Below are 24,208 nucleotides of genomic sequence, written 5' to 3' on the forward strand. Positions count from 1 at the left end.
CCGCCCGGAGGCGGCCCCACGAGCGGGTGGATCAGGAGGAGGCGGTCGCCTGCTCGGCCGGAGCCTCGGCGGGCGCGTCGGCCGCGGCGGCGGCTTCCTTGGCGTCCGCGGCGGCGGTCTCCGAGCCGGCCAGCAGCTCCTTCTCCCACTCGGCCAGCGGCTCGTCCGTGGCGACGCCGGCCTCGGGCTTGGCGTCGGCGGAGGAACCGTTGCGGCTGGAGCGGGCCATCAGACCGGCGGCGGCGGCCTCGGCCACGACCTTGGTCAGCAGCGCGGCCGAACGGATCGCGTCGTCGTTACCCGGGATCGGGTAGTCGACCTCGTCCGGGTCGCAGTTGGTGTCCAGGATCGCGACGACCGGGATGTTCAGCTTGCGAGCCTCGCCGACGGCGATGTGCTCCTTCTTCGTGTCGACGATCCACACGATGCTCGGCACCTTGGCCATGTCGCGGATACCGCCGAGGGTCTTCTCGAGCTTGTCCTTCTCACGGGTGAGCGTGAGGATCTCGCGCTTGGTCAGGCCGGCGAAACCGCCGGTCTGCTCCTGCGACTCGAGCTCCTTCAGGCGGAGGAGACGCTTGTGCACCGTCTGGAAGTTGGTCAGCATGCCGCCGAGCCAGCGCTGGTTCACGTAGGGCATGCCCACGCGCGAGGCCTCGGAGGCGATGGCTTCCTGAGCCTGCTTCTTCGTGCCGACGAACATGATGGTGCCGCCGTGCGCGACGGTTTCCTTGATGAACTCGTACGCACGGTCGATGTACGTCAGCGTCTGCTGCAGGTCGATGATGTAGATGCCGTTGCGCTCGGTGAAGATGTAGCGCTTCATCTTCGGGTTCCACCGACGGGTCTGGTGCCCGAAGTGCACGCCGCTGTCGAGCAGCTGCTTCATGGTGACGACGGCCATTGCCGGAATCAACCTCTTCTGTGTCGTGCGCGCCCGGCTCCGCCGGAACGCGCTTGCTCGGTTCGTCGCTCTCGGCCGGGTGGCCGATCGCCCTGGTGCCGATGCTCGGGCCCGGACCCTGTGGTGAAGTGACCTCAGGGACCGCCGGGCCGTGTGCCCCCGGCTGTCCTGACCCTCCGTGAGGAGATCGGCCATCGGGAGCGCGCACGTGCACGCGAAGTCAGTCCGCTGCCGCGGACCGCGCAAAAGAGTCTACTCCCTGTCGCCACCGGGTACCGCACCGGCAGCCCCTGATGAGAGGGGTTGTCCACAACCGCCTCGGTTATCCACAGATTCCCCCGGCGCGCCCCGCACGCCACGCCGGTCCCCCAGCCTGGAACACATGACCATGACGACCTGTTCCCGCCCTGTCACCAGGCACTCCTTCGCTCTCGACCGCACCGGCGGGAGGCACCGCCGCCCTGGGCGCCCTCGACGCCTTCCCCGGCTCGCGATCCTCGCGACACTGCTCGCGATCTTCGCGTCGGCGGCGATGCCGGGAACGGCCAGAGGCGCGCCGTCCCCGCAGGGACGCCTCTCTTGGCCACTCTCGCCAGCACCGAGCGTCACCAGGTACTTCGAGCCGCCCTCGACTCCGTACGGTCCCGGTCATCGGGGCGTCGACCTCGCCGCGGCACCGGGCACGAACGTGCTCGCGGCCGCCGAAGGAGTGGTGATGTTCGCCGGGCAGGTGGCGGGCCGCGGCGTGGTGTCGATCGACCACGATGGAGGGCTTCGCACCACCTACCAACCGCTCGCGCCGACGGTCACCGCGGGTGATCAGGTCTACCGGGGGCAGGTGCTCGGCACGCTCACGGCCGGCCACCCTGGCTGCCCGGAGCCGGCGTGCCTGCACTTCGGCGTCCGGCGGGGTGAGGAGTACGTCGATCCCCTCGCGTTGCTCGGCGAGCCGTCCGAGATCCGGCTCAAACCGTGGGAAGGAGACTGAATCGCGCCCCGCGAGGTTGCCATCGTCGCGCCGTCCACCCAATCACGCGTGTCGTCCATCCGATCACTCGTGTCGTCCACACGATCACGCGTGTCTTCACGGATCGCACGTCTGGCCGAGGCCGATGTTCTCGTCAGGCCTGCTCGACCAGTTTGGCGCGTAGCCGCATGACGGCACGGGTGTGCAGCTGGCTGACCCGCGACTCGGTGACGCCGAGGACCTTGCCGATCTCGGCGAGCGTCAGGCTCTCGAAGTAGTAGAGACCGACCACGATCCGGTCGCGTTCGGTCAGCTGCGCGATCGCTTGCGCCAGCTGGCGTCGGTTGTCCTGATCGACCAGGACGGCGACCGGGTCGACGGCGCCGTCGTCGGGCAGGGTGTCGACCAGCGAGCCGCTGTCCTTGCCCGCGGCGACCAGGTCTTCCAGCGCGATGACACTGGTCAGCTGCATCTGGCCGTAGAACTCGCGCAAGTCGTCGACGCTGATTTCGAGCTCGGCCGCGAGTTCGGCGTCGGTCGGCGTGCGGTTCAGCCGGGCGCCGAGGCGTTCCAGCGCGCGCTCGGCCTCGCGGGCCTTGCTGCGGACCGCCCTGGGGACCCAGTCCTGGGAACGGAGATCGTCGAGGATCGCGCCGCGGATGCGCTGCATGGCGTAGGTCTCGAACCGCAGGCCCCTGGCGGGTTCGAACTTCTCGATCGCGTCGACCAGGCCGAAGATCCCGGACTGGATCAGGTCGCCGACGTCGACATGGGTCGGCAGCCCGGTGCCGACCCGGCCCGCGACGTATTTGACGAGCGGGGCGTAGTGCAGCACGAGCCGGTCGCGCACGACCTGGTCCGGCGACTCGGTGAACTCCCGCCACAGCGCCTGGATCCCGGCGTCCACTTCGTAGCCGGTCCGCGCTTCGGGCGCGACGGCAGGACCGTCCCCGCCGGGACGATGTTTCCCGGCGGCTTCGGTGACATGTGGGTCGGCGGTCATGGGGCCGCCGTTCTCAGCATGCGACTCAGCGTGATCTCCGTGCTCGTGCGGATGCGCGTGCGCCGCCGGTTCGGGCCGCCGGGTCACCTGCCGAGTTCTCCCCGGCATCATCGGGCCCGGGGGTGCGCGCGGTCGTGGATCGCCTTCAGCCGATCGACGGTCACATGAGTGTAGAGCTGCGTTGTAGCCAGCGTAGCGTGACCAAGCAGTTCCTGAACGCTTCGAAGATCAGCGCCGCCTTCGAGCAGATGGGTGGCCGCGGAATGCCTCAGGCCGTGCGGCCCCATGTCGTTCGCGCCCGGCACCGAACCGACGGCGTCGTGGACGATCCGCCGGGCCGACCGCGGGTCGAGCCTGCCTCCCCGCGCTCCCAGGAAGAGCGCCGCTTTTCCCGGCTCCTTCTTTTCGACGGCGAGCTTTCCCCTGCCCTCGTCCAGCCAGGCCCGCAAAGCCCCTTCGGCGGGGACGCCGAACGGCACGACACGTTCCTTGCCACCCTTGCCCAGCACGAGCACGACCCGGCGGGAGAAGTCGACGTCGCCCACATCCAGCCCGCACAGTTCCGAGACCCGCACACCGGTCGCGTAGAGCAGTTCCACAATGGCACTGTCCCTCAAAGCCACCGGGTCGCGCTGTTCGGCACCGGCGGCTGAGAAGCGCATGACATCGCTCGCCTGCTCCGCACGGAGGACCCCGGGAAGCTTGCGGTGCGCGCGTGGCGCCACCAGCCGTCCGCCAGGATCCGATGCGAGCGCCCCACCTCGGTGGGCCCATGCGGTGAAGGTGCGGGCCGCCGCCGCGCGCCTCGCCAGTGTCGTCCGGCTGGCCCCCTCCTCGCGTTGCCGGGCGAGCCAGCCGCGCAGTGTCCCGATGTCGAGATCCTCGAACCGGCCGCCGTTCCCGTCCACGAAACCCATCAGCGACACCACGTCGCCGACGTAGGCACGCACGGTGTGCGCGGACAGCCCGCGTTCCAGGGAAAGGTGCCGCTCGTAGTCGTCGATCAGCTTCCGGACAGGCTCCGGCAGCGCGGCACGGGCGGCGCGCAGATCGGGCCTGCGGGCGCGTTTCCCCGTGCCGTGGGGACCTTCGGTCGACGGCATGCCGATCACGCTGCGCGATGTACGGCGGATGGTCAAGTATCGCCGCACCCTGTTGCGGTGTCCGTGGTCGGATCGTGCCGGGATGGCGTCTCAGGTGTAGGCCAGTCAGGTCTTGGTGGTCCGTCTTCGCCACCCTGCGTCACTCCTTTCCGCGAAGCCGTCGAGTTCCAGTTCGGGAAGCAGCGAGCGGACGCGCTCGACCGGGATGCCCGACTCGGCCGCGACCCGTTCCTCCGGTCTCGCCGACCGTTCGGACAGCGCGTCGTGCACTCGCAGTGCCTCCGGACCGAGCCGATCGGTGCGGCGGCGCGGTTTCGACGGATCCGCTCCCGGCGCCCCGAACCGTCCGGCGGTCTCGAGGATCTCGTCGACCGAGGTCACCAGCGTGGCCTCGCCTTCGCGGATCAGCGCGTGGCAGCCGGCGGACATCCCCGACGACACCGGCCCCGGCATGGCCATCACGACCTTGCCCAGGGCTCCGGCCGTACTCGCGGTGTTCCGCGCGCCGCTGCGCCTACCCGCCTCGACCACGACGGTCCCCTCCGTGAGCGCCGCGATGAGCCTGTTCCGGACGAGGAACCGATGCCTGGCGGGCGACGTGCCCGGCGGGTATTCGCTGACCACCGCGCCGGCCTTGCCGATGTTGCGCAACAAGGTCGCGTGCTGCGCCGGGTACCCGATGTCGGCTCCGCAGCCGAGCAGGGCGACCGTCGTCCCGTCCGCGCTCAGCGCGCCCCGGTGGGCCGCGCCGTCGATGCCGTACGCCGCCCCCGAGAACACCGGGATCCCCCTGCTCGCGAGGTGATAGCCCACTTCGGCCGCGTTGTGCTCGCCGTATCCGGTCGCCGCGCGGGCGCCGACGATCGCGATCGCCTGGTCGACGGCCTCGTCGAGCCTGGCCGGACCGCGTACCCACAGAGCCAGTGGAGGTGCCATACCGGAAACTCCCCTGCGCTGGGCCACGGCCAGCGAAAGCAACGGCCAGGCGGGCCATTCGCCGTCTTCCGGGATGACGAGCCTGGTCTCGTCGGCCGCGGCCCGCTCCAGATCCCGCTCGGCGTAGTCGTGCGCTCGCCGCGCGGCCGTCTCGTCACGCACCTTCGGCGGGCAGTCGGCGCGCCGCACCCGTTCCGCGGCGACGACCGGGCCGAATTCGTCCACGAAACCGGCCAAAGCGGGTGCCGGGGGCTCGGCCACGCGGAGGAGGTACGACCGCGCGAGACGTTCGGCTTCGAGTTCACTCATCCGGATGACCTCTCCCGGAAGTTCAGGGCCGCCGCGACCTCATCCGCCTCCGGCTTGTCGGCCCCCTTCAAATCGGCGAGTGTCCAAGCGATGCGAAGGCAGCGGTCGGCGCCGCGCGCCGTGATCGCGCCTCTTTCCAACGCGCGGTCCAGCAGGGCCGTGACCTGCGACGGCAGGGCGAATTCACGGCGCAGCGCGGGGCCGGGCACCTCCGCGTTCGTGAGCCAGCCGTGCTCCGCCCAGCGTTTCGTGGCCCGCTCACGTGCCTCTAGCACTCGCTCCCGGACGGGCGCCGACGCCTCGGGCGGCTCACTCAGGTGTGCGTTGAGCGCGGACAGCGGACGCAGCCGAACCCGCAGATCCACCCGATCGAGTAGTGGCCCGGACAGCCGGCCCAAGTAGCGCCTTCGCACGGTCGACGAGCATGTGCAGTCGGCGTCCTTCGCCGGGGCACAAGGGCAGGGGTTGGTCGCCATCACCAGCTGGAACCGTGCCGGGTACCGCACGGCGCCCTTGACCCTCGCGATCCGCACTTCGCCCTCTTCGAGCACCGTGCGCAGCGACTCCAGCCGCTCCGGGCCGAATTCGCAGACCTCGTCGAGGAACAGGATTCCCCGGTGTGCACGGCTGATCGCGCCGGGGACCGCCAGGCCGCTTCCGCCACCGATCAGGGCGGGCACGCTGATCGAATGATGCGGCGCGACGAACGGTGGCACGGTGACCAGCGGTTCGGCGCGGGAGAGCGAACCGTCGATCGAATGCACCGCTGTCACCTGCAGCGACTCTTCGGCGGTCAGCCTGGGAAGCAGGCCGGGAAGCCGTTTCGCGAGCAGGGTTTTGCCCACCCCGGGTGGGCCGGTCATGAGCAGGTGATGCCCGCCGGCCGCGGCCACCTCCAGCGCCCATCGCGCTTCCGGCTGTCCCACCACGTCGGCGAGGTCGGGTACCCGCGGCGGCTCCTGGACGACGCCCGGCTCGGGGTGGGTGAGCTCCCCTTCACCCTTGAGCCAGTCCACGAATTCGCTCAACCGCGCTACCCCGCCGACCTCCAGTCCGCCCACGAGAGCGGCTTCGAACAGCGACTCGGCGGGAACGACGGCCCGTCGGTACCCGGCGTTGCGCGCCGCCAGCAGCCCCGGCAGCACCCCGCGGACCGGCCGTACCCGGCCGTCGAGGGCGAGCTCACCGAGCAGCACGGTGTTCAGCAGCTTCGTGGCGGGGACCGAGCCGGTGGCGGCCATGACCGCCGCCGCGATCCCCAGGTCGTAGCCCGACCCCACCTTCGGGAGATTCGCCGGCGACAGGCCGAGGATCACCCTCTCGTCCGGCCAGGTCCGCCCGGAATTGCGCACGGCGGAACGGACCCTGTCCTTGGCCTCTTTCAGCCCGGTGTCGGGCAGGCCGACCATCGTCACCTTCGGCGATCCGCCGCCGATGTCGGCCTCGATCTCGATCATCCGGCCCTCGACGCCGAGAAGTGCGACCGACCAGGCCTTCGCCAGCGCCATTCAGAACGCCGCCTTGATATGCCGCACCCGGGGCGGGGCGTCGGGCGAGGCGACGATCGCGATGATGTCGTAGCGGACCGGGGCCCAGCGGAGCATGAACTTGCGCTGCCACTGGTATGCGAGACGGCGGATCCGATCCGCCTTGTCCGGGGTCACCGCCTCGGCCGGGGTGCCGAAACCCAGCCCTGTCCTCGTCTTCACCTCGCAGAAGACGAGGCGCTTCCTATCGGTCGCGATGAGGTCCAGTTCGCCGTCACGGCAACGCCAGTTGCGGCTCAGGACGACATAGCCCGCCTTCTCCAGATGCCGGACCGCGAGGTCCTCGCCCCAACGGCCCAGTTCGATCCGTGGTGTCCCGGCGGGCGGTTGTTCGGCAGTGCTCGTCATCTCGATCCCCCTCAGCGATCGTCACAGTGCGTGTACGACCAACGCTGCCAGGGTGAGCGGGTGGCGGACAGACCCGATTTCGCCGCCTGTGGACAACTGGGGTGTTGTGGATGGTTCGGCCGGCGGGGAAGCTCATCGGCCGGAATCGTCGGTGGGCTGTGCTAAGGGCCCACGGGCAAGTACGTGAAGGCCCCCTTCACGGCGTCTAGCGCCGTGAAGGGGGCCTTCACGTACTTGGGGCGATCAGCCGGAGAACGGTCCGTCTTCCGGCAGCCGGAGATCCGGTTTGTCGAGCTCCTCGACGTTGACGTCCTTGAACGTGATGACCCGGACGTGCTTGACGAACCGGGCGGGCCGGTACATGTCCCACACCCACGCGTCGGACATGCGGACCTCGAAGTACACCTCGCCGCCGCCGTCGCGCACCTGCACGTCGACGGCGTTGGCCAGATAGAACCGCCGCTCGGTCTCCACCACGTACGAGAACTGGCCGACTATGTCGCGATACTCGCGGTAAAGCGAGAGCTCCATCTCGGTCTCGTACTTCTCGAGATCCTCTGCGCTCATGAAATCCGCGCCCCTCCTCGCGATTTTGCTGCTGTTCCAGCGGCGGAGCGTTCATTGTTACCCACGTACGGGCCGAGGGCACGTATCGGCACGCTCGGGTTTTCCAGCGCCGCGACGGTCAGCACGACCGGGTGAGGCGGCCGCACACGGTGTGCGGCGGCCGCGGTGGCCACGTTGGCGTACGACCAGCGATGGACCGGACTCGGACCGTGAGTGTTCAGAGCCGCGCTGTGGTCGGTGGTGCTGTACCCCTTGTGCACGTCGAAACCGTAGTGCGGGTGGATGTCGTGCAGGTCGCCCATGATCCGATCCCGGGTGACCTTCGCCAGCACGGAAGCCGCCGCCACGCACGCGACGGCCTTGTCCCCCTTGATCACCGGAACGCTCGGGGCGGGCAGCCCGGACACACGGAACCCGTCGGTCAGGACATAGCCGGGCGTGTTCCGCAACGCCGAGACGGCACGCCGCATGCCTTCGAGGTTCATGACGTGGATGCCGAACAGGTCGACCTCGGCCGCCGGGATGACGATGACCGAATAGTCGACGGCACGCTGGACGACCCGGTCGTACACCCGGTCGCGGGCCTTGGCGGTGAGCACCTTCGAGTCGGTGAGCTCGGGCAGGCGGGCGGCGTCACCAGGACGCAGGACACAGGCGGCCACGACGAGCGGGCCGGCGCAAGCACCGCGCCCTGCCTCGTCGACTCCGGCGACGGGCCCGAGGCCCCGCCGGTCCAGCGCACCCTGCAAACCCCAGAAGAGGTCGCCACGCACCACTGCCCGCGGCGGCCGAAGCGGCTCCGCCGGTGTGAGCGGTACAGGAACTCTCAAGGCCTTACCGCCTCCGGTCGACCGCCTTGCGCACTCCGGCCGACATCCGCCTGCCGAGGAAGAGCACGGGCCACGCCGCGGCGATACCGACCCCCAGGGGGAGTCCCTGCTGCCAAGCCGGGGCGCCGAGCGCCAGCGGCTGAGCGTTCGCCTGCGGGTTGTGGTCCGAAACGCCACCCCAGCGGCCGGGCGGGAGCACGATGACCCGTGCCTTGCCGATGATGTTGTCCACCGGGACGGCGCCGTTGACCCCACCGCCACCCTGGATACGGGAGTCGCTGGAGTTGTTGCGATTGTCGCCCATCACCCAGACGTATCCGGCGGGCACCTTGACCGGCTCGAACGTCCGCTCGGTGGGGGCCATGCCCTCTTCCCAGTGGACGTACGGCTCGTCGAGTGCCTTGCCGTCGACGACGACGCGGTTGTTGTCGCAGCACTGGACCGTCTGGCCGCCGACCGCGATGATCCGCTTCACGAAGTCGCGCTCGTCCGGCGGCGCGAACCCGATCAGGGAACCCAGCGTGCGGAATCCGGTGACGAAGATGTTGCTGGACTCCGGCGTATCGATCTCGCCGACCCAGGCGGGCGGTCCCTTGAAGACCACCACGTCGCCCGGGCCGGGATCGGTGAAGTCGTACGTGATCCGGTCGACCAGGATCCGATCGCCCGTGCATCCCGAGCAGCCGTGCAACGTGGTCTCCATCGACCCCGAGGGGATCATGTAGACCTTGGCGAGGAACTGCTGGATCAAGATCGTCAGCACGAGCGCGACGACGATCAGGATCGGCAGTTCCTTCCAGAACGACCGCTTCTTGTTGACCTTGCCGAATTTCTTGGAACCGGACCGGCCCCGGCGGGAGGCCCGGGTGGGGCGCTCCTCTTCGGGGCGATCGGGCTCGTCTTCGGAGGTGTTCTGGGACACGGGTTCGACCACGACGCCAGGTTACCTGTAACCGAGTGACTACCTACTTGGCGGAGGTCGTCTCGCGGTTTTCGCGGCGTTCCTTGATCTTGGCGGCCTTGCCGCGCAGCTCGCGGAGGTAGTACAGCTTCGCCCGGCGGACGTCGCCGCGCTTGAAGACCTCGACCTCGGCGATGTTCGGCGAGTGCACCGGGAAGGTGCGCTCCACGCCGATGCCGAACGACACCTTGCGGACCGTGAAGGTCTCGCGGATGCCGCCGCCCTGGCGACGCAGCACGACGCCCTGGAAGATCTGGTTGCGCTCGCGGTTGCCCTCGATGACGCGGACGTGAACCTTGAGCGTGTCGCCCGGTCGGAAGTCCGGGATGTCGGAACGCAGTGACTGCGCGTCCAGCGCGTCCAGGGTGTTCATCGGTGGTCCGTCCTCGTCTTCGTATGGCTTACGTGCAGCTTGGGCGCGCAGTGTCGGGCACTGCGACCTACCCGGGGGCTGATGGCGTTCCGGTGTACGGCGCCGGCTGCGAAGCCGCGCGTCCACTCACGCCAACCTGTCAAGTATTGCAGACCAGGTCTCAGGTGCTTGACCCGGCCTGGCCGGTGCCCTCGTCCAACCGTTCGAGGACCCCGAGATCGTGCTTGTCGAGACTACCCTCGGGCAGCAGGCCGATCAGTTCGGGCCTGCGCCGGACGGTGCGTTCCAGCGCCTGGTCGCGGCGCCAGCGGTCGATCAGCGCGTGATTCCCCGAGCGCAGGACGTCGGGTACGGCCAGGTCGCGCCAGACCTCCGGCCGGGTGTAGCTGGGGCCTTCGAGGAGGCCGTCGGAGAACGAATCCTCTTCGGCGGAGCGGGCGTTGCCGAGCACCCCGGGCAGCAGCCGGACGACGGCCTCGACCATCACCAGCACCGCGGCCTCGCCGCCGACCAGCACGTAGTCGCCGATGGAGACCTCGTCGACGGGCATCCGCCGCGCGGCGTCGTCGATCACCCGCTGGTCGATGCCCTCGTAGCGGCCGCAAGCGAACACCAGGTGCTCTTCCGCGGCGTACTGGTGGGCCATGGCCTGGGTGAACGGCCGGCCGGCGGGGGTCGGGACCACGAGGCGGGTGTTCTCGCCGCAGACCTCGTCCAGGGCGGGGCCCCAGATCTGCGGTTTCATCACCATGCCGGGTCCGCCGCCGTACGGGGCGTCGTCGACGGCTCGGTGGACGTCGTGCGTCCAGTTCCTCAGGTCGTGGACGCCGACCTCGATGAGGCCGCGGTCGATCGCGCGCCCGAGCAGCGCGGCGCGGAGCGGGTCGAGGTACTCGGGGAAGATCGTGACGACGTCGAGGCGCATCAGGCGTCCAGCAGGCCTTCCGGCGGGTCGAGGACCACGCGTCCGCCCGCGACGTCGACGGCAGGGACGATCGCCTTCACGAACGGCACCAGCACCTCACGTCCGTCGTGTTCGATCGACAGCAGTTCCCCGGCAGGCGAATGCACGATTTCGAGCACCTTGCCGACGACGGTGCCGTCGGCGAGTTCGGCCCGCAGGCCTTCGAGTTCGTGGTCGTAGAACTCGTCGGGGTCTTCGGTCGGCGGCAGCGTCGAGGTGTCGGCGATCAGCAGCGCGCCGCGGAGGGTCTCCGCGACGTCCCTGGTCAGCACCTCTTCGAAACGCACCAGCAGCCGCCCGCTGTGTTCGCGGGCGGCTGCGATGGTGAGGTCTCTGCTGCTGCCGTCACGCAGCTTCGTCGTGACGGCCGAACCGACCGCGAACCGCTGTTCCGGCGAGTCCGTGCGCACGTCCACCGCGAGTTCCCCGCGAATTCCGTGCGCCTTGGCGATACGGCCGACTACGACGTCCATCCCGTTGTGTCCTTGGTCAGCGATCGGTGTCGACGACGTCCACGCGGACGCCGCGGCCACCGATGCCGCCCATGACGGTGCGCAGGGCGGTCGCGGTACGACCGCCCCGGCCGATCACCTTGCCGAGATCGTCGGGGTGCACGTGCACCTCGAGCGTGCGGCCACGGCGCGTGGTCAGCAGCTCGACCCGGACCTCGTCCGGGTTGTCGACGATCCCGCGCACCAGGTGCTCGAGGGAGTCAGCGAGGAAGCTCACGCCTCGGCCTTGTCACCCTCGGCGGCTTCGGCCTTCTCGGCTTCGGCCTTCTTCGGAGCGGACTTCTTCTTCGGCGTGGTGGCCTCGGCGGAGGCCGAGTCACCGGCGGCCGCGAGCGCGGCGTTGAACAGGTCCTGCTTCGACGGCTTCGGCTCGGCGACCTTCAGGGTGCCCTCGGCGCCCGGGAGGCCCTTGAACTTCTGCCAGTCACCGGTGATCTCGAGGATGCGCTGGACCGGCTCGGTCGGCTGGGCACCGACGGACAGCCAGTGCTGGGCCCGCTCGGTGTCGACCTCGATGAAGCTCGGCTCTTCCTTGGGGTGGTACTTGCCGATCGTCTCGATGGCCTTGCCATCACGGCGGGTGCGCGCGTCGGCGACGATGATGCGGTAGTACGGCGCACGGATCTTGCCGAGACGCTGCAGCTTGATCTTGACGGCCACGGGTGTGGGTACTCCTCAGTTCTCTCTGATGCATGTGGAAGGCGCACGCCAGCCGAGTGGGGACACGGCTGCGCACACCCGAAGGGTGAGCTCGGGCGCGGTGAGAGGGTCCGGCCAAAGCAGGCAAGCGTACATTCTGCCAGACGCCGGATGGCTGTCAGAACGCGGCTATCCCGAGCGAGGCGAGCAGGATCGTCACGGCCGGGAGGAAGTTGTTCACCTGATGGGCGACCACGCTGCCGAGCAGCCGCCCGGTGAACACCCTGGCCAGCCCGATCGGGATCGCGATCACCAGCAGCAACGTGGTGCGCAGCGGTTCGAGGTGGCTCGCCGCGAAAACCGCCGTGGAGACCAGGAACGCCGCGATCCTCCCCCAGCGCTCGGTACGCCAGGTCAGCCGCTCCACCGCGCCCCAGAGCAGGCCGCGGTAGATGATCTCCTCGCAGATCGGCCCGACCAGCCACAGGTAGATGAACATGACGACGGCGGCCGAGACCGACATCCGCCGGTCCTCGACGAGCGCGCTGATCGCCGACGTCGCGTTCTCGTTGCCGACCACCTGCGTCCAGACGTAGGCGGCGAGCGAGGTCAACCCGAGCCCGAGCACGCCGAGTTTGAGCCCGACCTTGACGTCGGCCCAGCTCCAGCCGATCCGCAGGTCGGTGAAGGGGCCGTTGCCCCGCAGCCGGGTGATCAGCAGCGCGACCCCGGCGGCGACCATCGTCGGCACCATGGTGCCCAGCAGCACCATGCGCATCGGCAGGGGCTGGCCGGGCTGGACGTCTCCGAGCAGGACGCTGATGAACGCCGCCGACGCCAGCAGGACAGCCTCCACCAGGAGGAAGGCCCCGAATCCCCAGCGATGCGGCGGTGGCGTGTCGGGCGCGGCCACCTCACCTCCGGCAGTGAGCTCGTCCGGCGCGGCCTCGGGGATCGGCTCCCTGGGCTGAGATACGGTCACGCCGATCCTCCGGTGATCGTTCGGTTACTCAAAGACTCTAACCGCCTGGACCGGCGATCACCTCGCCGCGAAGAGCAATACAGCCGGTGGGAGGTTGTTGGCCGCGTGCGCGATCACGGACGCGCTCACCCGGCCGGACAGATAGCGGGCGAGACCGATGGCGATGCCCTGGCCGAACAGCGCGATCGTGCGCGCGGCCTCGCCGTGCAACTGGGCGAACACCAGCGCGGTGACCAGCAGGATCACCCATGAGGGCAGGCGGTGGAAGCCCATGGCGTTCCACAGCGTGCCGCGGAAGACCAGTTCTTCGGTGACCGGAGCGGCGAGGACGACGATGACCGCGGCCAGCACCAGCCAGATCGTGTCGCCTTCGGTGGTGCCCGACAGTTCGGTGATCGGCCCCGGCGAGACGTCGGAGAAGGTCCTGTCGTCGCTGTCCGTCCCGTAGACGGCGAGCAGGAGCAGGTTGAGGAGGTAGCCGGCGGCGAGCGCGGCGGCTCCGCAGGCGAGCCCGATCCGGACGTCGCGCCAGGTGGGCTTGAGCCCGAAGTCCGTGCGAAGACCCTGCCCCCAGACGCGCGAACCGATCACCGGGCCAAGACCGAGTACGAGAGTCGGCAGGAACGCGAGGATCAGCAGCGGGCCGACGTCACGGAGTTCGAGCGGGTCGTAACCACCGAAGCGGCCTGACATCAGGAAGCTCATGACGAGCGTGACGAGGTGGTATCCGGCGATGCCCGCGAAGAACGCTACGAATCCCCAGTGCGCTCCGAGCACCAGACGCTCGCGAGCCTGCCCGTCGTCCACCACGCCTCCACGCTAAGTGCCGCTCCGGTCACAGGTGGAGTCGGGTCAGGCGTAGATCTTGCCACGCAGGACGATGTGACTCGGATGGCGGAGCACCGCGAGATCCTCACGCGGATCGGACGGGTAGACGAGCAGATCCGCCGAAGCGCCGTCGACGATTCCCGGCACGCCGAGCCAGTCACGGGCCGCCCACGAGGCCGAAGCCAGCGCCTGCTCCGCGGACATGCCCGCCTTGTGCAGCGCTTCGATCTCGTCGACGAGCCTGCCGTGCTCGACCAGGCCGCCCGCGTCGCTTCCCGCGTACACCTGGACACCCGCCTCGATCGCCGTCGAGACCATCTCCCCCACGCCGGCGTGCAGCGCCCGCATATGGTCCGCGTACACCGGGTACTTGCCCGCCTTGTCCGCGATGCCGGGGAAATTCTCGATGTTGATCAGGGTCGGCACGAGCGCGACCCCGCGTTCGGCGAGGACACCGAGCTGGTCCGCCGAGAGCTCCGTGCCGTGTTCGAGGCAGTCGATCCCCGCGTCGATCAGACCGGGCAACGCGGCTTGGCCGAACACGTGCGCCGTCACCTTCGCGCCCTCGGCGTGTGCGACGGCGATGGCCTCGGCGAGAACGTCGTCGGGCCAGAGCGGCGCGAGATCGCCGACGCCCCGGTCGATCCAGTCTCCGACGAGCTTGACCCAGCCGTCGCCGTCACGCGCCTGTTCGGCGACCGCCTTAGGCAGTTCGGACGGGTCCTCGAGTTCGATACCGAGGCCGGGGATGTAGCGCTTGCGCAGGGCGAGATGCCGTCCGGCGCGGATGATCCGAGGCAGATCGGCCCGCTCCTGCAACGGCCGGACGTCGATCGGCAGCCCGCAGTCGCGGATCAGCAGCGTCCCGGCGTCGCGGTCGGCGATCGCCTGTTCGGTGGCCTCTTCGAGCGTGGTCGCGCCGCCGACCCCGATACCGGGATGACAGTGCGCGTCGACCAGTCCGGGAACGAGAAAGCCTTCCCGGACAACGGTCTCCGCTCCGGCCACCGGTTCCGTCGTGATCCGGCCGCCGGTGACCCACAGCTCACGGTGCTCGCCGTCCGGCAGGACGACACCGGCCAGGTGCAGCGCCTCCACCGGCTACTTGTCCTTCGGCAGCTTGAACTTCTTCGGGTCGAACCCGGGTACGTCGTTCATGCCGCCGAGCTGCGAAAGGTCGGGCATTCCAGGTCCCCCGGGCATTCCGCCGCCCGGAGGCAGCATCGGCATACCGCCGGGGAAGCCGCCGCGGACCTTGGGCTGCGTCGGGCCACGCCCCTTGCCCTTCTTCCCCTTCTTGCCCTTGCGGTTCTTGCTGCTGCCGCCGCCTCCGCCGCCGAAGCCGAAACGGCCCGCCATCTGCGCCATCATCTTGCGCGCTTCGAAGAACCGGTTGACCAGGTCGTTCACGTCGCGGACGGCGACACCGGACCCCTTCGAGATCCGCACGCGGCGCGAGGCGTTGATGATCTTCGGGTCGGCCCGCTCGGCGGGGGTCATGCCGCGGATGATCGCCTGCAGCTTGTCGAGCTGCTTGTCGTCGACCGCCGCGAGCTGGTCCTTCATCTGGCCGGCGCCGGGCAGCATGCCGAGCAGGTTGCCGATCGGGCCCATCTTGCGGACCGCGAGCATCTGCTCGAGGAAGTCCTCGAGGGTGAGCTGGCCACTGCCGAGCTTGGCCGCGGTCTGCTCGGCCTTCTCCTGGTCGAAGTGCTGCTCGGCCTGCTCGATGAGGCTGAGCACGTCGCCCATGCCGAGGATCCGGCTGGCCATCCGGTCCGGGTGGAAGAGGTCGAAGTCTTCGAGCTTCTCACCGTTGGAGGCGAACAGGATCGGCTGGCCGGTGACCTGGCGGACCGACAGCGCGGCACCACCACGGGCGTCACCGTCGAGCTTGGTGAGCACGACACCGGTGAAACCGACGCCGTCGCGGAACGCCTCGGCCGTGGTGACCGCGTCCTGACCGATCATCGCGTCGACGACGAACAGCGTCTCGTCCGGCGAAACGGCGTCGCGGATGTCCGCGGCCTGCTTCATCAGCTCTTCGTCGACACCGAGACGGCCGGCGGTGTCGACCAGGACGATGTCGTGCTGGGCGCGCTTGGCCTCGTCGATGGCGCGGCGGGCGACGTCGACCGGGTCTCCGACGCCGTTGCCGGGCTCGGGCGCGAAGACCGCGACCCCGGCCCGCTCGCCGACGACCTGCAGCTGCGTGACCGCGTTGGGACGCTGGAGGTCACACGCGACCAGCATCGGCGCGTGGCCCTGCTTCTTCAGCCACATCGCGAGCTTGCCCGCGAGCGTCGTCTTACCGGCACCCTGCAGACCCGCGAGCATGATGACCGTCGGCGGGTTCTTCGCGAACGTGAGCCGCCTGGTCTCGCCGCCGAGGATGGTGACGAGTTCCTCGTTGACGATCTTGATGACCTGCTGCGCCGGGTTCAGCGCGCCGTGCACCTCGGCGCCCTTGGCGCGTTCCTTGATCCGGGCGATGAAGTCCTTGACCACAGACAGCGCGACATCCGCCTCGAGCAACGCGATACGGATCTCACGCGCGGTGGCGTCGATGTCGGCGTCGGAGAGCCTGCCCTTGCGAGACAGGGTCTGCAGGGCGGACGTGAGCCGATCGGAGAGGGTGTCGAACACGGGTGTGCACGCTCCAGCTGGGTCGTTGTGGCTTGCCGGTACGAACCGGCGGCTTCCCAGGGTAGTCGGTGTCCGAGGTCAGCGTTTGACGCGGTTGCGGACGGCCGGCAGCGTCAGTCCGAGCAGCAGCGGCCCGAGGACGCGCATGGCCAGCCGCATGACCTCGCCGAACGACGTCTGCTCCTTCGGCAGCGAGGCCGGTTTCGTTTCCAGCGAAACGGTGCTCTGGGCGACGTAGCTCAAGGTGTCCCCGAAGGCGGGCGTGGCCTTGAATCCGCCTAGCCGGAAGCCGACGGTGGCCAGCAAGACGAGGACGGCCAAGGTCGTGAGGGCTCTCTGGCGCTTGCGGTACGAGCCGAACGCGCAGGCGCCTTCCAGCCGCAGCGCAAAAAACAGGGCTCCGGGACCGGTCGCCCCTCGTTGACCGGTACCGGAGCCCCTACGGAAGGCTCGCCTCCCCGCGAGCCGACCGTAAGCACACTTGGCGAGCTTCGCGGGACTCTGTATCGCCGGACCCCCAGTACCAGGCGATTCGCTGCCCGCGCTCTCTTTCCGCGCGATGGCATAACCATGCCCGGTCACCGTGGGGTCACGGCAGCGTGAAGACCCCCAACTCCCCCTGAGTAGATCTACTCAACTGGTCTTGGCCGACGACGAAGCCCGCTTCGCCCGCGTCCGCGCCTGGCGTGCCTTGTCCGCCGCTTCCCTGGCCTTCTCGACCGGGGCGCGATCGGCTTCGACCGCGCTCTGCTGCAAGGCGGCCAGCAGCCGCGTCACACCTTCCGCCTGTTCGGCGGCGGTCGGCTGGAGGACGTCGTCGCCGTCCAGCTTCGCCTGGATGAGTGCTTCGAGCGCCTCACGGTAGCGATCGGTGTACCGGCCGGGTTCGAAATCCTGCGTGAGATCTTCGATCAGCGAGACCGCGTTCCGCAATTCCCCGCGCCGCAGATCGACGTCCTCGTGCAGGAACGGGAAGTCCGGCCGCCGGATCTCGTCGGGCCACAGCATCGTCTCGAGCAGGATCACCTGATCCCGCACGCGCAGCGCGCCCAGCGTCTCGCGCTGCCGCAAGGTCACCTTCACGATCGCGATCCGCCCGGACTGCTGCAGCGCCTCGCTCAACAGCACGTACGGCTTGGTGCCCGCCGGCTCCGGTTCCAGGTAGTAGCTGCGCGCGAAGTACATCGGGTCGACCTGTTCGGCCGGGGTGAAACCGACGACGTCCATCGATTGGGTGGTCGGCGCGAGCAGCGACGCGAAGTCACGGGCGGTCAGCAGGACGACGTCGCCGTTGGGGACCGGGTGCCCCTTCGCGATCTCGGCCGCGGGCACTTCGGCGCCGTCGACCTCGCAGACCCACTTCACCCGCACTCTGCCGCCGTCCGGCTCGTGCACCTGGTGGAGGGGGATGTTGTGCTCTTCGGTCGCGCTGTACGCCTTCACCGGAATGGCGTATGTCCCGAATCCGATCGTGCCTTTCCACACCGCTCGCATGGCCCACCTCCGCCTGGTCAGCGTATCCACGCGCCGAAGCGGCGGGACAGCTACAAACGGGTGTCAGGGGCGACTGAATCGCTCACACATTCGAATGACGGGCGCGATTCGGCGAGTGCCTCGGCCGAACAGTCGACAGCGGTGGCCGCCGCACGGAGCACTTCGGCGACCACCTCGACGTCGACCATCGGGGCGGTGGCCAGCGCGCCTTCGCCTCCCCCTTCGACCCGCCCCGCCATGCCTTCGAGCGCGATGGCCAGTGCCTGCTGGCCCGCGACGAGGTGCCGGACCACTTTGAGCAGTTCGGGCACGGTCGCGGCGGTACCGGACGCGGTGAGGGAGACGGCGAGGTCGTCCGCGCAAGCGCGGAGATGGGAGGCGACGACCGTCGGCGGCAGCGTGATCCGCTGTGGTCCGGGCGAGTTCTGCTCGTGCCCCAGCACGCGCTCACCGCCCTCCGGCTCCGTCGGGTCTCGACCGCGCACATCCTGCCACCGCTACCCTCCGCGACTCGCACGACACCCCGATCCCGGTTCAGGAAGCGGCCGCCAGCAGTGCCGCTTCGACCTTCGACCGCCACGCCTGGTCGACCCGGCCGCTCCGCGGCGCGACGGCGAACGAGTCGACGACGGCGCCACCGAGCGTGGCCACCTTCGCCCACCGGACCTCGGCCTCACACCGGCGCAGCGCGCCCGCGACCCGGTACAGCAGCCCGATCCGGTTCGCGGCCCGAAGTTCGACGACGACCGTGTCGCGTCCGCTGGTCTCGTCGTCGAACCAGATCACCTTCGCCCCGGCCGACGGCGCCTCCTCTCCGCCGTAGTCCCGTTCCTTCGCCGCGAGCCGCTGGGTGAGCGGCAGCGTCCCCGCCACCGCCCGCGCGAACTGCTCCCGCAACAGCGTGACGTCGGGCAGCGAGCCGAATTTCGGTGACGCCGTGAAGACTCCCGCCCGTCCCCCGTCGTGCCCGCGCAGCACCGCCGCGTGGACCTCCAGCGAGTTCAGCGCCAGCACCCCGGCCGCGGGCGCCAGCAGTTCCGCGCGGGCGGGGACCGCCAGTACCACCGTCACCACTTTTCCGGCGGCGGTGATGCGCACCTCGCCGCGGCCGGACGCGACGGCTTCGGCGACGAGCTCCCGTTGTTCGGCGCCCATCGGCTCCGGCGGCAGGAAACCCTTGCCGTGCAACGCTTCTTCGCAGCCGGACACCAGTTCGGCGAGCAGGCGTGCCTTCCAGTCCGTCCATACGCCCGGCCCGGTGGCCAGCGAATCCGCCGTCGTCAGTGCGTGCAGCAGTTCCAGCAGGACGAGATTGTCGTCGAGCGTCTTGGTGACCCGCTGGATCGTGGCGGGATCGCTGATGTCCCGCCGCGTCGCGGTATGCGGCAGCAACAGGTGATGCCGCACCATCGCCGCCACCAGCGCCGCATCGGCGGCGGGCAACCCGAGCCGGGCGGCCACCTGTGCACTGATCTTCGCGCCGAGTTCGGAATGGTCCGCGTCGCGGCCCTTGCCGATGTCGTGCAGCAACGCGCCGATCAGCAACAGATCCGGCCGCGAAACGGTGGTCGTCAGTTTCGACGCCTCGACCGCGGCCCGCACGAGATGTCTGTCGACGGTCCACGAATGCACCGGCGACCTCGGCGGGAGATCCCGCACCGCACCCCATTCGGGGAACAGCCGCGCCCACAGGCCGGTGCGGTCCAGCGCCTCCACGGCGTCGACGAGTCCCTCACCCGCGCCGAGCAGTTCCACCAGCGCCTTGAGGGCGTCGGCAGGCCACGGCGCGCGCAGTTCGGGTGCCGTGTCGGCGAGCGCCCGCAGGGTTCCGTGCGCGATGGGCTTGCGGATCCGGGCCGACGCCGCGGCGACCCGCAGCAGCAGGGCCGGGTCCTTGGCGGGCAAGGCGTCCCGCGCCAGCGCGACCTCGTTCCCGTGCAGGACGACGCCCTCGTCGAGCGGCGTCCGAACCGGACGGCGGCCGAACCGCGCCTTCGGCGGTTCCACAGTGGACCGGAGCGCGACGTCGACCGCGTACGCGATCGTCCGCCCGGCACCGGAAAGCTTGCGCGCCAAGGTGAACCGATCACCGAAACCGAGTTCACCCGCGACCGTCTCGGCTTCCGGCGCGCTGAGGATGTCCCGCTCCCGGCGCAGTTCCTTGCGCAGTTCCGTCCGGACGTCCAGCAGCAGACTCTTGGCCGCGAGCAGTTCCTCGCCGGGCCTCGCCGTCAGCTGTGCCGCTGCCAGAGCTTCCAAGACGGCGAAGTCGCGAAGCCCGCCTCGGCCGTGCTTGAGATCCGGCTCGGCGGACTGCGCGATCTCGCCGCTACGGGCCCAGCGCTGACGCACCGCGTCCGACAGCTCGCCCATCCGTTTCCGGGCGGTTCTCCGCCACTGGTCCCGCGACGCGGCCGCCAGCCTCGCGGTGATTTCGGTGTCCCCGGCGATGTGGCGGATGTCGAGCAGCCCCATCGCGGTCCGCAAGTCCTCCGACGCCACCTTCAGTGCCTCACCCGGCGTGCGGACCGAGTGATCGAGGCCGATCTTGGCGTCCCACAACGGGTACCAGATCGCGTCGGCGATCTCGCCGACGCGCGAGTTGCCGTTGTGCAGCAACAACAGATCGAGGTCGGAGAAGGGCACCAGCTCGCTGCGCCCCAGGCCGCCGACGGCGGCCAGCGCGACACCGGGTTCAGCGGTGTCGACACCGGCCGCCGAAGCGCCCTTGCCCAACCAGAATTCGTAGAGGTCGACCAGGGCCGCCCGCAACGCGGCCGCCCCTAGCCTCCCGTGCCTGCCCTCGAGCAAACGCTCGGTGGCCTTGACCAGTTCACCCCCGTCGGCCATCCGTGACGCCTATAGGGCGTCCGAGCCGCGCTCGCCGGTGCGTACCCGGATGACCGTCTCCACCGGCGTCACCCAGATCTTCCCGTCACCGATCTTGCCGGTGTGGGCGGCCGTGGTGATCGCGCCGAGGACCTTCTCGACGTTGGAATCGTCGGTGACGACCTCGACCCGCAGTTTCGCCACGAAGTCCACGGAGTACTCCGCACCCCGGTAGACCTCGGTGTGGCCCTTCTGCCTGCCGTAGCCCTGTACCTCACTGACCGTCATGCCGAGCACGCCCAGCTGCTCCAGCGAGGAGCGGACGTCGTCGAGCGTGAACGGCTTGACGATCGCGGTGATCAGCTTCATGCCTTGCTCTCCTCGAGTTTCGTGGCCGCGGTTCCGGTGGCCGTCTTGACCGGGACGGAGCTCGGCTGGCCGAGGCCGCCGCCCGAACCGGTGAAGTCGTACGCGCTCTCCGCGTGCTGGGCCTCATCGATACCACTGACCTCGTCCTCCGCGCTGACGCGGAATCCGCCGAGCTTCTTGATCACCCAGCCGATGATGAAGGTCAGCACGAACGAGTAGCCGAGGACCACGGCCGCCGCGAGCGCCTGCTTGCCCAGCTGGCTGAGGCCACCGCCGTAGAACAGGCCGTCGACACCGAGCGAGTTGACGCTGGTCGTGCCGAAGAAGCCGATGAGCAGCGTACCGACGAGACCACCCACGAGGTGGACGCCGACGACGTCGAGGGAGTCGTCGAAACCGAAGCGGAACTTGAGGCTGATCGCCAGTGCGCACAGGACACCGGCGATGAGGCCGATGGCGATGGCGCCCAGCGGGCTGACGAAACCCGCCGCCGGGGTGATCGCGACCAGACCGGCGATCGCGCCGGAAGCGGCGCCGAGGGTGGTCGGCTTGCCGACCTTGATCTGTTCGACGATCAGCCAGCCGAGCACGGCGGCCGCGGTCGCGACGGTGGTGTTGGTGAACGCGACGGCGGCGAGGTCGTTGGCGGCCAGCGCCGAACCGGCGTTGAAGCCGTACCAGCCGAACCACAGCAGCGCGGCGCCCAGCAGCACGAACGGCACGTTGTGCGGGCGTCCGGTGCCCTTCGGCCAGCCCTTGCGCTTGCCGAGCACGATCGCGAGCGCGAGACCCGCCGCGCCGGCGTTGATGTGGACCGCGGTACCGCCGGCGAAGTCGAGCGCCTTGAGCTGGTTGGCGATCCAGCCGCCGACCGAATCGGCGCTGATGAAGCCGTTGAACGAGAACACCCAGTGCGCGACCGGGAAGTACACGACGGTCACCCACACCGCGACGAACAGCGTCCAGCCCCAGAACTTGGCGCGGTCGGCGATGGCACCGGAGATCAGCGCGGGCGTGATGATCGCGAACATCAGCTGGAACATCACGAAGGCGAACAGCGGCAGCGCGTCCGCGCCGGGCCAGGCGACCTCGGGCGTGGTGCTGGTCGCGGCGGTCGCGAATCCGGCCAGCTTGCCGGAAATGGTCGAAAGACCCGCGAAGTCGAAGTTGCCGAGCAACCCGCCGCCCACGTCGTTCCCGAACGCCATCGTGAAGCCGTACAGCGTCCAGAGGACACCGACCACGGCCAGCGCGATGAAGTTCATCATCAACATGTTCAGAACGCTCTTCGCGCGGACCATGCCGCCGTAGAAGAACGCCAATCCCGGTGTCATGAGCATGACCAGCGCGGCGCTGATCAACACCCATGCGGTGTCTCCTGCGTTCAGCACAATCTTCCTCCCGTGCCTGGGGTGTACTGCGCAGGAATCTTTGGACCGCGGTGTTTCCTCGGGCGGCGATTCAGGTTTCACCCGCGTGAACTGTCGGTACGGCGTTGTTACGGGGAGGTTTCCGGTGACCTGGTGCGTTCTGTCCGGTTGCGAAACCTCGTGGTCGAATAGGGCCATGAACGCGCGTGTATCCGGCCATGACCCTCTGCCACCGGCGATCGTCCGGTCGTTGCGGTGTTCGATCTGTGGTGACCCGGTCGGGGTAACGGAGCGCACGGTGCGTTGCGACCGAGGCCACTCGTTCGACGTGGCGAAGCAGGGGTACGTCAACCTTCTGCACGCGCGTATCCCGGCGGGGACCGCGGACACGGCGCCGATGGTCGCGGCCCGTGTCGACCTTCTGGCGTCGGGTGTCTACCTGCCCCTCGCCGACGCCCTCGCGAAGGTGGCTTCGGAGCACGTCGAGAACGGGATGGTCATCGACGCCGGCGCGGGCACGGGGTACTACCTCGCGCACGTGCTCGACGCCGTCCCCGCCGCCTGCGGACTCGCGCTCGACGTCTCCGCCGTCGCCCTGCGCCGGGCCGCTCGCGCGCACGCGCGCGCGGGCGCGGCCGTGTGGAATCTATGGGAGCCCTGGCCGGTCGCGGACTCATGCGCGACGCTGATCCTCAACGTCTTCGCGCCCCGCAACGCCCCGCAGTTCCACCGCGTTCTGAGCGAAGACGGGCTGCTGGTCGTCGCGACACCGAACCCTGGTCACCTTCGGGAACTGGGTGACCTGGTGATCTCCGTCGACGGTGGCAAGGACGCGCGGCTGGAGGACACCCTCGGCGAACACTTCACCCGGGTGGACCGGCACGAGGTCACCCGACAGGTGGCTTTGGGGCCCGCCCAGATCCGCCAGGTGGTGGAGATGGGCCCGAGCGCACACCACCTCCACCGTGACGGCCGCCGCGAACGCCTCGACGCGATCACCGGACCGGTGGACGTCACCACTTCGTTCAGCGTCACGCTGTACCGGCCGGTGTCCTGATGGAGGCACCCGCGACCCTGCTCGCCGACGCCGCCTGGGTCCGCGCCCGTATCGGAGGTGCCGCGAAGCTCTACGGCTGCTCCCGGCCCGAGGTGCTCGGCACGATCTGGTGGTACTCGCTCTCCTCCGTCCTCGTCGCGCCCTCGGTGGAATCCCTCGTGCGAGGCGAACCCCTGGACCCGTCACTCGACGCCGTCACGATCGACCTCGTCCCGGACGGCCGCTTCACCGGCGCCCGATCGTCACGGCTCCTCGCCGGTGGTCTTGCCGAACTCGGTGAAGCGTTCGCCGGGACACTGGGCACGGCGATCCGCACGATTTCGGCCGTCACCGGGGCGAATCCGCGGGCGCTGGGCGCCATCGCGACGGATTCGATCGGCAACCGCCTGCTGTGGACCGGCGACACCGAACGAGCGATCGCGCTGGCGGCACCGCTCGTGGCCGCGATCGGGCTCGGGCTGCCGGAGCCTCGGTTCTCCAAAATCGGACGGAACACCGTGGTGCGCCGTGCTTCCTGTTGCCTGATCTACGAGGCGGGCAACCCGAAATGCACCAGCTGCCCCCGGCAGACCCCGGAGGAACGGGACCGGCGGCTCCGCGCCGCTCTCGGTTAGTGCACGGTTTCTTTACGGGACAAGGCGAAGTGGTCCTGGCGATCTCGGGATCGCGA

General features: G+C 69.4%; 27 protein-coding genes. 3 read left to right on the top strand and 24 right to left on the bottom strand.

The features are described from left to right. Positions 1-31: 31 nt before the first annotated feature. Complete coding sequence (gene rpsB / locus ACIBTM_RS40835; protein WP_395882493.1) at positions 32-904, bottom strand: 30S ribosomal protein S2; 873 nt, start codon at positions 902-904, stop codon at positions 32-34. 382 nt (positions 905-1,286) lie between these two features. On the opposite strand from rpsB, the gene ACIBTM_RS40840 reads away from it, so the two are divergent. After that, complete coding sequence (locus ACIBTM_RS40840) at positions 1,287-1,892, top strand: murein hydrolase activator EnvC family protein (protein ID WP_395882494.1); 606 nt, start codon at positions 1,287-1,289, stop codon at positions 1,890-1,892. Between the two features lie 133 nt (positions 1,893-2,025). On the opposite strand, the gene ACIBTM_RS40845 is transcribed toward ACIBTM_RS40840, so the two are convergent. The 23 genes from ACIBTM_RS40845 to ACIBTM_RS40955 all read right to left on the bottom strand — a co-directional run bounded on the left by ACIBTM_RS40845 (position 2,026) and on the right by ACIBTM_RS40955 (position 22,502). After that, entirely contained in the window at positions 2,026-2,874 is an 849-nt protein-coding gene (locus ACIBTM_RS40845) for a FliA/WhiG family RNA polymerase sigma factor (protein WP_091600115.1), read from the bottom strand. Between the two features lie 107 nt (positions 2,875-2,981). After that, positions 2,982-3,977 carry a tyrosine recombinase XerC gene (locus ACIBTM_RS40850; RefSeq protein WP_395882495.1) on the bottom strand — a complete coding sequence of 332 codons (996 nt, stop codon included), beginning with the start codon at positions 3,975-3,977 and terminating at the stop codon, positions 2,982-2,984. A 105-nt stretch (positions 3,978-4,082) separates the two neighbouring features. Next, complete coding sequence (gene dprA / locus ACIBTM_RS40855; RefSeq protein WP_395882496.1) at positions 4,083-5,222, bottom strand: DNA-processing protein DprA; 1,140 nt, start codon at positions 5,220-5,222, stop codon at positions 4,083-4,085. Continuing rightward, positions 5,219-6,730 carry a YifB family Mg chelatase-like AAA ATPase gene (locus ACIBTM_RS40860; RefSeq protein WP_395882497.1) on the bottom strand — a complete coding sequence of 504 codons (1,512 nt, stop codon included), beginning with the start codon at positions 6,728-6,730 and terminating at the stop codon, positions 5,219-5,221. Before ACIBTM_RS40860 ends, dprA begins: the two co-directional genes overlap by 4 nt. Further along, the gene (locus ACIBTM_RS40865) at positions 6,731-7,117 is read right to left on the bottom strand and encodes a YraN family protein (protein ID WP_395882498.1); all 387 of its coding nucleotides are present in this window, start codon (positions 7,115-7,117) and stop codon (positions 6,731-6,733) included. A 243-nt stretch (positions 7,118-7,360) separates the two neighbouring features. After that, positions 7,361-7,684: a DUF2469 domain-containing protein gene (locus ACIBTM_RS40870; RefSeq protein WP_003096226.1), complete on the bottom strand. Its 324-nt coding sequence runs from the start codon at positions 7,682-7,684 to the stop codon at positions 7,361-7,363. Further along, on the bottom strand, positions 7,681-8,460 hold the full coding sequence (locus ACIBTM_RS40875; RefSeq protein ID WP_395882544.1) for a ribonuclease HII: 780 nt from the start codon (positions 8,458-8,460) through the stop codon (positions 7,681-7,683). The genes ACIBTM_RS40870 and ACIBTM_RS40875 overlap by 4 nt, the downstream gene beginning before the upstream one ends. A gap of 58 nt (positions 8,461-8,518) precedes the next feature. Then, positions 8,519-9,448: a signal peptidase I gene (lepB, locus tag ACIBTM_RS40880; RefSeq protein WP_038509871.1), complete on the bottom strand. Its 930-nt coding sequence runs from the start codon at positions 9,446-9,448 to the stop codon at positions 8,519-8,521. A gap of 31 nt (positions 9,449-9,479) precedes the next feature. After that, a complete protein-coding gene (gene rplS / locus ACIBTM_RS40885; RefSeq protein WP_005154717.1) occupies positions 9,480-9,848 on the bottom strand; it encodes a 50S ribosomal protein L19 in 369 nt (122 codons plus the stop codon). Between the two features lie 160 nt (positions 9,849-10,008). Further along, positions 10,009-10,773, bottom strand: a complete 765-nt coding sequence (gene trmD / locus ACIBTM_RS40890; RefSeq protein ID WP_395882499.1) for a tRNA (guanosine(37)-N1)-methyltransferase TrmD — start codon at positions 10,771-10,773, stop codon at positions 10,009-10,011. Next, entirely contained in the window at positions 10,773-11,285 is a 513-nt protein-coding gene (rimM, locus tag ACIBTM_RS40895) for a ribosome maturation factor RimM (protein ID WP_037342315.1), read from the bottom strand. The genes trmD and rimM overlap by 1 nt, the downstream gene beginning before the upstream one ends. Before the next feature lie 16 nt (positions 11,286-11,301). Continuing rightward, the gene (locus ACIBTM_RS40900; protein WP_003103110.1) at positions 11,302-11,541 is read right to left on the bottom strand and encodes an RNA-binding protein; all 240 of its coding nucleotides are present in this window, start codon (positions 11,539-11,541) and stop codon (positions 11,302-11,304) included. Continuing rightward, the gene (gene rpsP, locus ACIBTM_RS40905) at positions 11,538-11,984 is read right to left on the bottom strand and encodes a 30S ribosomal protein S16 (RefSeq protein WP_037342314.1); all 447 of its coding nucleotides are present in this window, start codon (positions 11,982-11,984) and stop codon (positions 11,538-11,540) included. The genes ACIBTM_RS40900 and rpsP overlap by 4 nt, the downstream gene beginning before the upstream one ends. A 157-nt stretch (positions 11,985-12,141) precedes the next feature. Further along, complete coding sequence (locus ACIBTM_RS40910; protein ID WP_395882500.1) at positions 12,142-12,945, bottom strand: lysostaphin resistance A-like protein; 804 nt, start codon at positions 12,943-12,945, stop codon at positions 12,142-12,144. A 57-nt stretch (positions 12,946-13,002) separates the two neighbouring features. Continuing rightward, complete coding sequence (locus ACIBTM_RS40915) at positions 13,003-13,752, bottom strand: lysostaphin resistance A-like protein (protein WP_395882545.1); 750 nt, start codon at positions 13,750-13,752, stop codon at positions 13,003-13,005. Positions 13,753-13,797: 45 nt separating this feature from the next. After that, positions 13,798-14,871 carry an amidohydrolase family protein gene (locus ACIBTM_RS40920; protein ID WP_395882501.1) on the bottom strand — a complete coding sequence of 358 codons (1,074 nt, stop codon included), beginning with the start codon at positions 14,869-14,871 and terminating at the stop codon, positions 13,798-13,800. Positions 14,872-14,874: 3 nt separating this feature from the next. Continuing rightward, positions 14,875-16,419 (bottom strand): signal recognition particle protein, encoded by a 1,545-nt coding sequence (gene ffh, locus ACIBTM_RS40925; protein WP_395882502.1) that lies wholly within the window; start codon positions 16,417-16,419, stop codon positions 14,875-14,877. A gap of 78 nt (positions 16,420-16,497) precedes the next feature. After that, positions 16,498-16,740 (bottom strand): hypothetical protein, encoded by a 243-nt coding sequence (locus ACIBTM_RS40930; protein WP_395882503.1) that lies wholly within the window; start codon positions 16,738-16,740, stop codon positions 16,498-16,500. Between the two features lie 312 nt (positions 16,741-17,052). Then, the gene (locus ACIBTM_RS40935) at positions 17,053-17,913 is read right to left on the bottom strand and encodes a Ku protein (RefSeq protein WP_395882504.1); all 861 of its coding nucleotides are present in this window, start codon (positions 17,911-17,913) and stop codon (positions 17,053-17,055) included. 50 nt (positions 17,914-17,963) lie between these two features. After that, a complete protein-coding gene (locus ACIBTM_RS40940; protein ID WP_395882546.1) occupies positions 17,964-18,356 on the bottom strand; it encodes a hypothetical protein in 393 nt (130 codons plus the stop codon). Between the two features lie 91 nt (positions 18,357-18,447). Beyond that, the gene (locus ACIBTM_RS40945; protein ID WP_395882505.1) at positions 18,448-20,763 is read right to left on the bottom strand and encodes a [protein-PII] uridylyltransferase; all 2,316 of its coding nucleotides are present in this window, start codon (positions 20,761-20,763) and stop codon (positions 18,448-18,450) included. Between the two features lie 9 nt (positions 20,764-20,772). Then, a complete protein-coding gene (locus ACIBTM_RS40950; protein ID WP_395882506.1) occupies positions 20,773-21,111 on the bottom strand; it encodes a P-II family nitrogen regulator in 339 nt (112 codons plus the stop codon). Beyond that, complete coding sequence (locus tag ACIBTM_RS40955; protein WP_395882507.1) at positions 21,108-22,502, bottom strand: ammonium transporter; 1,395 nt, start codon at positions 22,500-22,502, stop codon at positions 21,108-21,110. The genes ACIBTM_RS40950 and ACIBTM_RS40955 overlap by 4 nt, the downstream gene beginning before the upstream one ends. Before the next feature lie 175 nt (positions 22,503-22,677). On the opposite strand from ACIBTM_RS40955, the gene ACIBTM_RS40960 reads away from it, so the two are divergent. Next, positions 22,678-23,538 (top strand): putative RNA methyltransferase, encoded by an 861-nt coding sequence (locus ACIBTM_RS40960; protein ID WP_395882508.1) that lies wholly within the window; start codon positions 22,678-22,680, stop codon positions 23,536-23,538. After that, the gene (locus ACIBTM_RS40965) at positions 23,538-24,152 is read left to right on the top strand and encodes a (2Fe-2S)-binding protein (protein WP_395882509.1); all 615 of its coding nucleotides are present in this window, start codon (positions 23,538-23,540) and stop codon (positions 24,150-24,152) included. The genes ACIBTM_RS40960 and ACIBTM_RS40965 overlap by 1 nt, the downstream gene beginning before the upstream one ends. The last annotated feature ends 56 nt before the right edge of the window (positions 24,153-24,208 follow it).

The organism is Amycolatopsis sp. NPDC049868, from assembly GCF_044461365.1.
In the GTDB taxonomy this organism is placed as follows: domain Bacteria; phylum Actinomycetota; class Actinomycetes; order Mycobacteriales; family Pseudonocardiaceae; genus Amycolatopsis.

Excerpts from the sequence above, each read along its gene's own strand:
- rpsB (WP_395882493.1), bottom strand. The coding sequence starts at position 904 with ATGGCCGTCGTCACCATGAAGCAGCTGCTCGACAGCGGCGTGCACTTC.
- ACIBTM_RS40840 (WP_395882494.1), top strand. The coding sequence starts at position 1,287 with ATGACCATGACGACCTGTTCCCGCCCTGTCACCAGGCACTCCTTCGCT.
- ACIBTM_RS40845 (WP_091600115.1), bottom strand. The coding sequence starts at position 2,874 with ATGACCGCCGACCCACATGTCACCGAAGCCGCCGGGAAACATCGTCCC.
- ACIBTM_RS40850 (WP_395882495.1), bottom strand. The coding sequence starts at position 3,977 with ATGCCGTCGACCGAAGGTCCCCACGGCACGGGGAAACGCGCCCGCAGG.
- dprA (WP_395882496.1), bottom strand. The coding sequence starts at position 5,222 with ATGAGTGAACTCGAAGCCGAACGTCTCGCGCGGTCGTACCTCCTCCGC.
- ACIBTM_RS40860 (WP_395882497.1), bottom strand. The coding sequence starts at position 6,730 with ATGGCGCTGGCGAAGGCCTGGTCGGTCGCACTTCTCGGCGTCGAGGGC.
- ACIBTM_RS40865 (WP_395882498.1), bottom strand. The coding sequence starts at position 7,117 with ATGACGAGCACTGCCGAACAACCGCCCGCCGGGACACCACGGATCGAA.
- ACIBTM_RS40870 (WP_003096226.1), bottom strand. The coding sequence starts at position 7,684 with ATGAGCGCAGAGGATCTCGAGAAGTACGAGACCGAGATGGAGCTCTCG.
- rplS (WP_005154717.1), bottom strand. The coding sequence starts at position 9,848 with ATGAACACCCTGGACGCGCTGGACGCGCAGTCACTGCGTTCCGACATC.
- trmD (WP_395882499.1), bottom strand. The coding sequence starts at position 10,773 with ATGCGCCTCGACGTCGTCACGATCTTCCCCGAGTACCTCGACCCGCTC.
- rimM (WP_037342315.1), bottom strand. The coding sequence starts at position 11,285 with ATGGACGTCGTAGTCGGCCGTATCGCCAAGGCGCACGGAATTCGCGGG.
- ACIBTM_RS40935 (WP_395882504.1), bottom strand. The coding sequence starts at position 17,913 with ATGCGAGCGGTGTGGAAAGGCACGATCGGATTCGGGACATACGCCATT.
- ACIBTM_RS40945 (WP_395882505.1), bottom strand. The coding sequence starts at position 20,763 with ATGGCCGACGGGGGTGAACTGGTCAAGGCCACCGAGCGTTTGCTCGAG.
- ACIBTM_RS40950 (WP_395882506.1), bottom strand. The coding sequence starts at position 21,111 with ATGAAGCTGATCACCGCGATCGTCAAGCCGTTCACGCTCGACGACGTC.
- ACIBTM_RS40960 (WP_395882508.1), top strand. The coding sequence starts at position 22,678 with ATGAACGCGCGTGTATCCGGCCATGACCCTCTGCCACCGGCGATCGTC.
- ACIBTM_RS40965 (WP_395882509.1), top strand. The coding sequence starts at position 23,538 with ATGGAGGCACCCGCGACCCTGCTCGCCGACGCCGCCTGGGTCCGCGCC.